The sequence below is a fragment of the Streptomyces sp. WAC07094 genome (assembly GCF_036320405.1).
Classification (GTDB): domain Bacteria; phylum Actinomycetota; class Actinomycetes; order Streptomycetales; family Streptomycetaceae; genus Streptomyces; species Streptomyces lannensis.
In genome coordinates this window covers 6507172-6519084 of sequence record NZ_JAVMJZ010000001.1, presented here as the reverse complement: position 1 = coordinate 6519084, position 11913 = coordinate 6507172, and the positions used below count along the sequence as shown (strand labels likewise).

Here is an 11913-nt window from a genome sequence, read left to right as displayed (position 1 = left end):
GTGCCCCGTAGGATCTCATCGGCCGGTGGGACCCGGCCGATGGACGGGGGCCGGGGGTCCCGGCCGGGCGTCGAGCGCGCTCAGCGCGTCCCGCAGCCCCCCGTGTACATCCTCGTACACCTCCACGTGTCCGTCCGTGGCGAGGTGGTCGGCGTCGGACAGCCGCTCCAGCCGGTCGTCGACATCGGCGTTGCCGGTGGGGGTCCTGGGCACGTTCAGCGGGGCGGGCGCGGCCGGGTCGTCCTCGGGCTCATTGACGGATTCGCCCGGAAGGTCCGGGTCCGCCGGCGCGGATTCCGCCGGGACCCCGGCCTCGGGCACAGTGTCGCTCATGCCCCGACGCTACCCCGAACCCCTGGGGTACCGTCGCTGACGATGGCGACGATTGAGGAGTGCCGCAGCGCACTCGACAAGCTCTCGGACAATCTGGCGGGCGCCGAAGGCGACGTGCATGCGGCGGCGGCTCTGGACCGCTCGCTCAGCTGCCATGTCACCGATCTGGACATCACCTTCGTCGGCCGCCTCAGAGACGGCCGGATCGAGGTGCTCGACACGGTCCAGGGACCACCCCCGGACAAGGCCCAGATCCGGCTGGCGATGACCGGGGGCGACCTGGTGGCGATGGTCGACGGCGAGCTGCACTTCGCGAAGGCCTGGGGCTCGGGCCGGGTGAGGCTGGAGGCGTCCCTGCTCGATGTGTTCCGGCTCAGGAAGCTCCTGTAGCCCCCACAGGGCCGCCGGCGGCCCTGCCCGCGTCAGGAGGCCTCCTCCGCGGCCGCACGGGTACGTGTCCCGCGTGCCGCCGGCACCACCAGCGGCGTCCCCGACTCCGGGTCGTCGATGACCTGGCAGCGCAGCCCGAACACCTCCTCCACCAGTTCGGCCGTCACGATGTCCTTCGGGGCGCCCTCGGCGATCACCTGCCCCTCGCGCAGGGCGATGAGGTGGGTGGCGTAGCGGGCGGCGTGGTTCAGGTCGTGCAGCACCGCGACCAGCGTCCGTCCCTGTTCCTCGTGCAGCTCCGCGCACAGGTCGAGCACATCGATCTGGTGCTGGATGTCCAGGTAGGTGGTCGGCTCGTCGAGCAGCAGCAGCGGGGTCTGCTGGGCGAGCGCCATGGCGATCCACACGCGCTGCCGCTGACCACCGGAGAGCTCGTCGACGTAGCGGTCGGCGAGTTCGGCGACGCCCGTGCGCGCCATCGACTCCCGTACCACCCGCTCGTCGTCCTCCGACCACTGGCGCAGGATCCCCTGGTGCGGATAGCGGCCACGGCCCACGAGGTCGCCGACGGTGATCCCGTCGGGCGCGGTCGAGGACTGCGGCAGCAGGCCGAGGGTCCGTGCCACCTTCTTCGCCGGCATCGACTGGATCACCTGGCCGTCGAGCAGCACCCGGCCCCGGGACGGCTTGAGCATCCGGGACAGGGCGCGCAGCAACGTGGACTTGCCGCAGGCGTTCGGGCCGACGATCACGGTGAAGGAGTTGTCGGGGATCTCCACGGACAGCCGTTCTGCGATCACACGCTGGTCGTAGGCGAGGGTGACGTCGTCGGCGGCCAGGCGGTTCACGGTGCTCCTCTTGTCGTTCGTCACGGGTCCGCGCGCGGCGCTCATATGCGGCCCGCCCGGCGTTCGGTGACCAGCAGGCCCAGCAGATAGACGCCGCCGAGGACGCCCGTGACAACGCCGACGGGCAGTTGGTCCGCGCCGAAGACCCGCTGGGAGGCCCAATCGGCGACGATCAGCAGCGCGGCCCCCATGACCATGGAGGGCACCAGGTTCGGGCCGGGTGAGCGGGTCAGCCGGCGGGCGAGCTGCGGCGCGGTCAGCGCCACGAAGCCGACCGGGCCCGCGGCGGCGGTCGCGCCGGCGGTGAGCAGTACGGCGGACACCATGAGAAGCAGCCGTACCCGCTCGACGCGTACTCCGAGGGCGTGCGAGACGTCGTCGCCCATCTCCATCGTCCGCAGCCCTCGCGCGTTGCCGAGGACGAGCGGTACGAGGACGCAGACCAGTGCGAGCAACGGCCACACCTGGTCCCAGTCGCGGCCGTTGAGGGAGCCGGTCATCCAGACGACCGCGCGGGCCGCGTCGACGATGTCGGCCTTGGTGAGCAGATAGCCGTTGACCGCCGTGACGATCGCGGACACGCCGATGCCGACCAGGACGAGCCGGTAGCCGTGCACTCCCCGCTTCCAGGCCAGCAGGTAGATGGCGAGTCCGGTCACCAGCCCGCCCACCAGGGCACCGGCGGCGACCTGGGCGGCGCTCCCGGAGAACAGCACGATCATCACAAGCGCCCCGGCCGTCGAACCCTGTCCGAGACCCAGCACGTCGGGGCTTCCCAGGGGGTTGCGGGAGACGGACTGGAACAGCGCACCGCCCAGCCCGAGCGAGGCCCCGACCAGCAGCCCCACGAGCACACGCGGCAGGCGCAGTTCGGTGATGATGAACTCCTGGCCCGGCTTGCCGTCGCCGGCCAGCGTCCTGAGGACGTCCCCGGCCGGGATCGGGAAGTCGCCGGTGCCGATCAGCACGACACTCGCGACGAGCGCCGCCGCCAGGAGCAGGACGACGACGGTGCACGCGCGCACGTCCAGGCGCAGCGAGAGCCCGCCCGGCGTGCGCAGGGCACGGATGTTCTTCACAGCTGCGTCACCCTCCGTCGTCGTACGAGGAAGATGAAGACCGGGCCGCCGAGGACCGCGGTCACGATTCCGACCTGGAGCTCCGCGGGCCGGGCGACGATGCGGCCGACCACGTCGGCGCCGAGCAGCAGCACGGGCGACAGGACGGTCGCGTACGGCAGGATCCAGCGCAGGTCCGGGCCGGTGAAGGACCGTACGACGTGAGGGACCATCAGGCCGACGAACACGATAGGCCCGCAGGCGGCCGTCGCGGCGCCGCACAGCACGGTGGCGGCGGCCATGGACAGGGCACGGGTGCGGTTGAGGTGGGCGCCGAGGGCGCGGGCGGTGTCGTCGCCCATCGCCAGGGCGTTCAGCGGGCGCGCCAGCGCCAGCGCGAGGACCGTCCCGGCCACGAGGAACGGCAGGACCTGGGTGATGGTCGCGTCCGTCGCCGAGGCCAGGGACCCGACGGTCCAGAAGCGCATCTTGCCGAGCGCCGCGTCGTCCATGATCATCACGGCCTGGAGATAGCCGTAGAGCGCGGCGCTGATCGCGGTGCCGGCGAGCGCCAGCCGCACCGGTGTGGCGCCGCGGCTGCCGCCGAGGAACCACACGAGGGCCCCGACGGCGGCCGCGCCGAGGAAGGCGAACCACACGTACCCGTTCAGGCTGGTGACACCGAAGAAGGTGATGGCGGTGACGACGGCGGCGGAGGCGCCCGCGTTGATACCGAGAAGACCGGGATCGGCGAGCGGATTGCGGGTGAGCGCCTGGAGCACGGCACCGGACAGGCCGAGCGCCGCCCCCGCGAGCAGCCCGAGGACCGTGCGCGAGAGCCGGTCGCCCACCACTACGTCCGCATACGTGCCCGAATCATGGAACAGACCGTGCCAGACCTGGGCCGGTGACAGCCCTTTCGCGCCGATCGCGATGCTCGCCAGCACGACGAGGGCCAGGATCACGACGGAGACGATGAGCCCGAGGGCCCGTATCGCCCGGCGGTTCGGGGGCGCGGGGGCGGTCTCCGCGCGCGGTTCGGGGGGACTGTCGACCAACACGTGGTTAGGTTAGCCTACCCTCGCCATCCCTCTCGACGGGCGGCCGCCTTCCCCCTCACAGCCCCAGCCGGGCCAGCGCCTTCCCGCCGTCCAGCCGGCACACGCCCTCGCCCGCCGCCGTCCACGCCGCCGCGCACAGCGCGCGCAGCCCGTCCAGGGTCTCCCCCTCGCCCTCCAGCCGGAGACTCCCCGGGGCCTCCCCCGCGGCGGATGAGGCGTCCGTCGCCGTCCAGCCCCCGCAGCGGAACCCGCCGTCCACCGCGAGGACCTCCGGCTGCCCGGTCAGCAGCCCGCGCAGATCCGCGTCCACATACGTCGGCCGGTGCTGCGGCGGAGCGGCGAGCAGCTGGGCGCCGTCCGTCACGCCCGTCAGCACGAGCAGCGAATCGACCCCGCCGTTGAACGCGCCCTCGATGTCCGTGTCCAGCCGGTCCCCGACCACCAGCGGCCGCTCCGCACCGGTCCGCAGGATCGTCTCCCGGTGCATCGGCGGCAGCGGCTTGCCCGCCACCTGCGGCTCGGCACCGGTGGCGATCCGTACGACCTCCACGGCCGCCCCGTTGCCCGGCGCGATCCCGCGCGCGCTCGGGATGGTCAGATCGGTGTTGGACGCGAACCACGGCAGGCCGCGCGCGACGGCGTAGCAGGCCTCCGCGAACCGCCCCCAGGGCAGGTCCGGCCCGCCGTACCCCTGCACTACGGCCGCGGGGTCGTCGTCGGCCGACTCGACGGGCTCGAGCCCCCGCTCCCGCAGGGCGACGCGCAGGCCCTCACCGCCGACGACCAGGACACGCGATCCCGCGGGCAGTTGCTCACCGATCAGCCGGGCCACCGCCTGCGCCGATGTGATGACGTCCGGGGCCTTCGTCGGTATCCCCAGCTCCGTGAGATGGCCGGCCACCGCGTCCGGTGTGCGCAGCGCGTTGTTCGTGACGTACGCCAAATGCATTCCGCCCGCACGGGCGGTGTCGAGCGACTCCACGGCGTGCGCGATCGCGTTCCCGCCCGCGTACACCACCCCGTCCAGGTCGAGCAACGCCGTGTCGTACGCCGCGTTCAGGGGGCGCGCACTGCCCTCGGGCCGCGTCCTGACGGTCTGGCTCATTAGGCATCGCTCCTCGTTCGTTTGCTTCACCCGAATCATCGCGCATCGCTCCGACACAACTACGATGCATCAATGAACACTGCAGGTCCCGGGCACGTACCGGCGCACATGGGCCTTGAACTGACCCCGTTCCGTGGCCTGCGCTATGACCCCGACCGCGTCGGCAGCCTCGCCGCGGTCACCTCTCCGCCGTACGACGTCGTCGTTCGCCCGGACGGAGTGCTCCACCTCGAATCGGCCGATCCGCACAACATCGTCCGGCTGATCCTGCCCCAGGCGTCGACCCCCACGGCACGCAACAAGCAGGCCGCGAACACCCTGCGCCGCTGGGTCACCGAAGGCGTCCTGACGACGGACGACCAGCCCGGCCTCTACGTCTACGAACAGCGGGGTGCCGGACTGGTGCAGCGCGGCGTCATCGGCGCGCTGCGCGTGTCGCAGCCGTCGGACGGTGTGGTCCTCCCGCACGAGGACGTGATGCCGCATGTCGTCGCCGACCGGGCGGCCCTGATGCGCGCGACCTCGGCCAACCTGGAACCGCTGTTGCTCACCTACCGCGGCGACGGGGACGAGGCGGGGGCGGCGGCCACAATCGAACGCACCGCCGAACGCCCACCGCTGCTGTGCACCACCACCGAGGACGGTTTCAGCCATCGCCTCTGGGCGGTCACGGATCCCGCAGAGCTCGAGCGGATCCAGACGGACCTGGCACGGCACCAGGCCCTGATCGCCGACGGCCACCACCGCTGGGCGACCTATCTGCGTCTACGCGCGGAGCACGCCTCGCCCAGTCCCTGGGACTACGGCCTCGTCCTCCTGGTCGACACGGCCCGCTATCCACTGCGGGTCCGGGCGATCCACCGCCTCCTGCACCGTCTCCCGGTCGCCGAGGCGCTGTCCGCGCTCTCGGGGCTGTTCCGGGTACGTCAACTGCACACGCCCCTGAACGAGGCCCTGGAGACGCTGGCCGACGCGTCCTGCGCCGGCAACGCGTTCCTGCTGGCGGGCGACGGCGCCTTCCACCTGGTCGACAAGCCGTCCCCGGACCTCCTGGCCCGCACGGTCCCGCTGGACCGGCCGGAGGCCTGGCGCACCCTCGACGCGACCGTGCTGCACAACGCGCTCCTCGAGCACGTCTGGCGCATCCCCGACGACTCGCCGGAGCACATCGCCTATATCCACGACACCGCCGCGACGGTCGAGAAGGCCGAGCGCGACGGCGGTACCGCCGTGCTGTTGCACCCCGTCCGCGAGGAGGTCGTACGCGAGCTGGCCCGGCAGGGCGTGACGATGCCGCGTAAGTCGACATCGTTCGGTCCCAAGCCGGCATCGGGGCTGGTGCTCCGGGCGCTGACGCCTCCCGACGCGCTCTGAGCGCGGACGGGGCGGGATCCTTGCCCGGATCCCGCCCCGTCACGCGTCGCGACCTGGAGTCGGGTCAGCTCTCGTCGTCCTCGTGGTCGCCGTCCCGCTCACCCGGAGCAGCCTCGTCGTCCGACGAGGACCGCACGCCCCCGTCGTCGACCGCGTCGTCGGGAGCATCGTCGTCGAGGGCGTCGACGAACTCCACTCCGTCCAGCTCGGCGAGTCGGTCGGAGGCGTCCGTGCTGCCGTCCTTGTCGGCCTCGACGGCCTTGGCGAACCACTCGCGCGCCTCACGCTCCCGTCCTGCGGCCAGGAGCGCGTCGGCGTACGCGTACCGCAGCCTCGCGGTCCACGGCTGCACGGAGTTGGAGGCCAGCTCCGGGCTCTGCAGCGTGACGATGGCGGCGTCCAGCTGGCCCATGTCGCGGCGCGCACCGGCCGCGACCAGCCGCATCTCGACCTGACCCGCCTTGTCGAGCTTGTGCACCTCGGGCGCACCAGCCATGTCGAGCGCCTTCTCGGGCCGGCCGAGGCCGCGCTCGCAGTCGGCCATCACGGGCCACAGCTCGATGTCCCCGGTCATGCGCCGGGCGGCCCGGAACTCGGCCAGGGCCTCGCCGTACTTCTGGTTGGCGTACGCCGCGAAGCCCGCAGCCTCACGCACGGCCGCGACACGGGACGCGAGGCGCAACGCCACCTTGGAGTACCCGTACGCGCCTTCGGGGTCCTCGTCGATGAGCCGGGCGATCATCACCAGGTTCTTGGCGACGTCCTCCGCGAGCGTCTTGGGAAGGCTCTGCAGCTCCTGCCGAACGTCCCTGTCGAGCTCCTCGCCGGAGACGTCCTCGGGAATCGGCAGCCGCTTGATGGGCTCGCGGTCACGGTCCCGCTCGTCACGGAACCGGCCACCACCGCTCCGGTCGTCGCGTCCTCGGAAGCCGCCGGGGCGACCGCCGCGCTCGTCGCGACGGGGACCGCGCGCACCGCGCTCGTCGCGCCCTCGGAAGCCGCCGCGGTCACCGCGGCCGTCGTCACGGCGCCCGTAGCCGCCCCGGTCGTCGTCGCGCCGGTAGGCGGGACGGTCGCCGTAGCCACCGCGGTCGTCACGTCGCTCACCCCGGCCGTCCTCACGACGGCCGGGGCCACCACGGTCGTCGCGGCGGTCATCACGTCCGCGGAAGCCACCACGGTCATCACCACGGCGGTCATCACGACGGTCGTCGCGGCGGCCGTAGCCACCGCGGTCGTCGTCGCGCCGACCGTAGCCGCCCCGCTGATCGTCACGGCGGAAGCGGTCGCGGTCGTCACGACGGTCACCGCGGCTGTCGTCCCGACGGCCGTAGCCGCCCCGGTCTCCATCCCGACGGTCATCCCTGCGGTCGTCGCGGCGGTCGTCACGTCCGCGGAAGCCACCACGGTCATCACCGCGGCTGTCGTCACGCCGACCGTACCCACCGCGGTCGTCGCGGCGGTCGTCACGTCCGCGGAAGCCACCACGATCGTCACCACGCCGGTCGTCACGACGATCGTCACGCCGGCCGTACCCACCACGATCGTCGTCGCGGCGGGGGGCCGGACGGTCGTCGCGACGGGGGGCGGGACGGTCACCGTCGCGGCGGAAGCCCCGGTCCCGATCGTCACGGCGCGGGGCACCGGGCCGGTCGTCACGCCGGAAGGGCGGACGTCCGCCGCGGTCGCCGTAGCCACCGCGGTCATCCCGGCGGAACCCGCCACGATCGCCGTCCCGACGGTCATCCCTGCGGTCGCCGTCCCGACGGTCGTCACGACGGTCGTCACGTCCGCGGAAGCCACCACGATCGTCACCACGCCGGTCGTCACGACGATCGTCACGCCGGCCGTACCCGCCGCGGTCGTCGTCGCGCCGGTAGGCGGGACGGTCGCCGTATCCACCGCGGTCGTCGCCACGGCGGTCGTCACGACGGCCCTGGCCACCGCGGTCGTCGCGACGCACCCCTCCGCGATAACCGCCACGGTCACCACTGTCCCGGCGGCGCTGGTCGCGCTCAGGACGCTCGTCGGGAGAGTTGGTGGACATGGTGACTCCTGTCTTCGGTACCGCAAGTCATTCTCGCGCAGCCGAGTACCCGGCGCGCTCCGGAAAAACAAAAAGGACCTCTGGTCCCAGCAAGTCGCTGGGACCAGAGGTCCTCCAAAGATTGTTCGGCGGTGTCCTACTCTCCCACAGGGTCCCCCCTGCAGTACCATCGGCGCTGAAAGGCTTAGCTTCCGGGTTCGGAATGTAACCGGGCGTTTCCCTCACGCTATGACCACCGAAACCCTAATGGTTTCGAGCGAACAAGCACACTTTTCAGTTGATGTTCTGCTCTGAACCGACAACGGATCGTTGTCTCAGAACCAACACAGTGGACGCGAGCCTCTATGGACAAGCCCTCGGCCTATTAGTACCGGTCACCTCCACACGTTACCGTGCTTCCAGATCCGGCCTATCAACCCAGTCGTCTACTGGGAGCCTTACCCCATCAAGTGGGTGGGAGTCCTCATCTCGAAGCAGGCTTCCCGCTTAGATGCTTTCAGCGGTTATCCCTCCCGAACGTAGCCAACCAGCCATGCCCTTGGCAGAACAACTGGCACACCAGAGGTTCGTCCGTCCCGGTCCTCTCGTACTAGGGACAGCCCTTCTCAAGACTCCTACGCGCACAGCGGATAGGGACCGAACTGTCTCACGACGTTCTAAACCCAGCTCGCGTACCGCTTTAATGGGCGAACAGCCCAACCCTTGGGACCGACTCCAGCCCCAGGATGCGACGAGCCGACATCGAGGTGCCAAACCATCCCGTCGATATGGACTCTTGGGGAAGATCAGCCTGTTATCCCCGGGGTACCTTTTATCCGTTGAGCGACGGCGCTTCCACAAGCCACCGCCGGATCACTAGTCCCGACTTTCGTCCCTGCTCGACCCGTCGGTCTCACAGTCAAGCTCCCTTGTGCACTTACACTCAACACCTGATTGCCAACCAGGCTGAGGGAACCTTTGGGCGCCTCCGTTACCCTTTAGGAGGCAACCGCCCCAGTTAAACTACCCATCAGACACTGTCCCCGATCCGGATCACGGACCCGGGTTAGACATCCAGCACGACCAGACTGGTATTTCAACGACGACTCCACCTGAACTGGCGTCCAAGCTTCACAGTCTCCCAGCTATCCTACACAAGCCGAACCGAACACCAATATCAAACTGTAGTAAAGGTCCCGGGGTCTTTCCGTCCTGCTGCGCGAAACGAGCATCTTTACTCGTAGTGCAATTTCACCGGGCCTATGGTTGAGACAGTCGAGAAGTCGTTACGCCATTCGTGCAGGTCGGAACTTACCCGACAAGGAATTTCGCTACCTTAGGATGGTTATAGTTACCACCGCCGTTTACTGGCGCTTAAGTTCTCAGCTTCGCCCACCCGAAAGTGAGCTAACCGGTCCCCTTAACGTTCCAGCACCGGGCAGGCGTCAGTCCGTATACATCGCCTTACGGCTTCGCACGGACCTGTGTTTTTAGTAAACAGTCGCTTCTCGCTGGTCTCTGCGGCCACCCCCAGCTCAGACCGTAAAGATCATCACCAGGTGTGGCCCCCCTTCTCCCGAAGTTACGGGGGCATTTTGCCGAGTTCCTTAACCATAGTTCACCCGAACGCCTCGGTATTCTCTACCAGACCACCTGAGTCGGTTTAGGGTACGGGCCGCCATGAAACTCGCTAGAGGCTTTTCTCGACAGCATAGGATCATCCACTTCACCACAATCGGCTCGGCATCAGGTCTCAGCCACAAGTGCAACGGATTTACCTATCACACGGCCTACACCCTTACCCCGGGACAACCACCGCCCGGGATGGACTACCTTCCTGCGTCACCCCATCACTCACCTACTACCACCTTGGACCGGCGGCTCCACCACTCCCTTTCACCCGAAGGATCCAGGACGGCTTCACGGCCTTAGCATCAGAAGGTTCGATGTTTGACGCTTCACAGCGGGTACCGGAATATCAACCGGTTATCCATCGACTACGCCTGTCGGCCTCGCCTTAGGTCCCGACTTACCCTGGGCAGATCAGCTTGACCCAGGAACCCTTAGTCAATCGGCGCACACGTTTCCCACGTGTGAATCGCTACTCATGCCTGCATTCTCACTCGTCAACCGTCCACAACTACCTTCCGGTGCTGCTTCACCCGGCAGACGACGCTCCCCTACCCATCACAACACCCGTTAGGGCTATATGCTGCAATGACACGACTTCGGCGGTACGCTTGAGCCCCGCTACATTGTCGGCGCGGAATCACTAGACCAGTGAGCTATTACGCACTCTTTCAAGGGTGGCTGCTTCTAAGCCAACCTCCTGGTTGTCTGTGCGACTCCACATCCTTTCCCACTTAGCGTACGCTTAGGGGCCTTAGTCGATGCTCTGGGCTGTTTCCCTCTCGACCATGGAGCTTATCCCCCACAGTCTCACTGCCGCGCTCTCACTTACCGGCATTCGGAGTTTGGCTAAGGTCAGTAACCCGGTAGGGCCCATCGCCTATCCAGTGCTCTACCTCCGGCAAGAAACACACGACGCTGCACCTAAATGCATTTCGGGGAGAACCAGCTATCACGGAGTTTGATTGGCCTTTCACCCCTAACCACAGGTCATCCCCCAGGTTTTCAACCCTGGTGGGTTCGGTCCTCCACGAAGTCTTACCTCCGCTTCAACCTGCCCATGGCTAGATCACTCCGCTTCGGGTCTTGAGCGTGCTACTCCAACGCCCTATTCGGACTCGCTTTCGCTACGGCTACCCCACACGGGTTAACCTCGCAACACACCGCAAACTCGCAGGCTCATTCTTCAAAAGGCACGCAGTCACACCAAAGTGCTCCCACGGCTTGTAGGCACACGGTTTCAGGTACTATTTCACTCCCCTCCCGGGGTACTTTTCACCATTCCCTCACGGTACTATCCGCTATCGGTCACCAGGGAATATTTAGGCTTAGCGGGTGGTCCCGCCAGATTCACACGGGATTTCTCGGGCCCCGTGCTACTTGGGTATCTTCCAAACGAGCCGCTGACGTTTCGACTACGGGGGTCTTACCCTCTACGCCGGACCTTTCGCATGTCCTTCGTCTACATCAACGGTTTCTGACTCGTCCCACGGCCGGCAGACCGCAGAAGAAAGAACCCACAACCCCGCACACGCAACCCCTGCCGGGTCTCACACGTATACGGTTTGGCCTCATCCGGTTTCGCTCGCCACTACTCCCGGAATCACGGTTGTTTTCTCTTCCTGAGGGTACTGAGATGTTTCACTTCCCCTCGTTCCCTCCACACTGCCTATGAGTTCAGCAGCGGGTGACAGCCCATGACGACTGCCGGGTTTCCCCATTCGGAAACCCCCGGATCAAAGCCTGGTTGACGACTCCCCGGGGACTATCGCGGCCTCCCACGTCCTTCATCGGTTCCTGGTGCCAAGGCATCCACCGTGCGCCCTTAAAAACTTGGCCACAGATGCTCGCGTCCACTGTGCAGTTCTCAAACAACGACCAACCACCCATCACCCCACTGGAAAAACCAGCGAGTTCACTGGGGTCGGCGCCGAAGGACGACCAAACGGCCGCACCCTCAGACACCCAACAGCGCGCCCGACCCGAACCCGTCCGAAGATCATGCGTTCCACGCTCTCTCACGAGCAGTACTAGCAGCCCCCGACCCGAGGTCCAGACCGAATAGTCAACGTTCCACCCATGAGCAACC

The 11913-nt window shown here is 67.8% G+C and carries 9 protein-coding genes and 2 rRNA genes; 2 read left to right on the top strand and 9 right to left on the bottom strand.

Annotated elements, in window-relative coordinates:
• Positions 1-15 precede the first annotated feature (15 nt).
• Positions 16-333, bottom strand: a complete 318-nt coding sequence (locus RCR19_RS28910) for a hypothetical protein (protein ID WP_331267786.1) — start codon at positions 331-333, stop codon at positions 16-18.
• A gap of 42 nt (positions 334-375) precedes the next feature.
• On the opposite strand from RCR19_RS28910, the gene RCR19_RS28905 reads away from it, so the two are divergent.
• Entirely contained in the window at positions 376-723 is a 348-nt protein-coding gene (locus RCR19_RS28905; RefSeq protein WP_331267785.1) for a sterol-binding protein, read from the top strand.
• 32 nt (positions 724-755) lie between these two features.
• On the opposite strand, the gene RCR19_RS28900 is transcribed toward RCR19_RS28905, so the two are convergent.
• The 4 genes from RCR19_RS28900 to RCR19_RS28885 are packed head-to-tail and all read right to left on the bottom strand — an operon-like array spanning position 756 to position 4795.
• Positions 756-1616 carry an ABC transporter ATP-binding protein gene (locus tag RCR19_RS28900; protein ID WP_331267784.1) on the bottom strand — a complete coding sequence of 287 codons (861 nt, stop codon included), beginning with the start codon at positions 1614-1616 and terminating at the stop codon, positions 756-758.
• On the bottom strand, positions 1613-2650 hold the full coding sequence (locus tag RCR19_RS28895; protein WP_331267783.1) for an iron chelate uptake ABC transporter family permease subunit: 1038 nt from the start codon (positions 2648-2650) through the stop codon (positions 1613-1615). Before RCR19_RS28895 ends, RCR19_RS28900 begins: the two co-directional genes overlap by 4 nt.
• The gene (locus RCR19_RS28890; RefSeq protein WP_331267782.1) at positions 2647-3690 is read right to left on the bottom strand and encodes an iron chelate uptake ABC transporter family permease subunit; all 1044 of its coding nucleotides are present in this window, start codon (positions 3688-3690) and stop codon (positions 2647-2649) included. The genes RCR19_RS28895 and RCR19_RS28890 overlap by 4 nt, the downstream gene beginning before the upstream one ends.
• Before the next feature lie 55 nt (positions 3691-3745).
• Positions 3746-4795, bottom strand: a complete 1050-nt coding sequence (locus tag RCR19_RS28885; protein WP_331267781.1) for an HAD-IIA family hydrolase — start codon at positions 4793-4795, stop codon at positions 3746-3748.
• Positions 4796-4867: 72 nt separating this feature from the next.
• Between RCR19_RS28885 and RCR19_RS28880 the strand changes: the two genes are divergently transcribed.
• Positions 4868-6169, top strand: a complete 1302-nt coding sequence (locus RCR19_RS28880; RefSeq protein WP_331267780.1) for a DUF1015 domain-containing protein — start codon at positions 4868-4870, stop codon at positions 6167-6169.
• 64 nt (positions 6170-6233) lie between these two features.
• Here RCR19_RS28880 and RCR19_RS28875 read toward each other — a convergent pair whose 3' ends face one another.
• From RCR19_RS28875 to RCR19_RS28860, 4 genes are all read right to left on the bottom strand, one after another.
• Complete coding sequence (locus RCR19_RS28875; protein ID WP_331269582.1) at positions 6234-7019, bottom strand: hypothetical protein; 786 nt, start codon at positions 7017-7019, stop codon at positions 6234-6236.
• Positions 6911-8287 carry a hypothetical protein gene (locus RCR19_RS28870; protein ID WP_331269673.1) on the bottom strand — a complete coding sequence of 459 codons (1377 nt, stop codon included), beginning with the start codon at positions 8285-8287 and terminating at the stop codon, positions 6911-6913. Before RCR19_RS28870 ends, RCR19_RS28875 begins: the two co-directional genes overlap by 109 nt.
• A 52-nt stretch (positions 8288-8339) precedes the next feature.
• Positions 8340-8456: ribosomal RNA gene (gene rrf / locus RCR19_RS28865) — 5S ribosomal RNA — on the bottom strand.
• 104 nt (positions 8457-8560) lie between these two features.
• Positions 8561-11663 (bottom strand): 23S ribosomal RNA (locus RCR19_RS28860).
• Positions 11664-11913 lie beyond the last annotated feature (250 nt).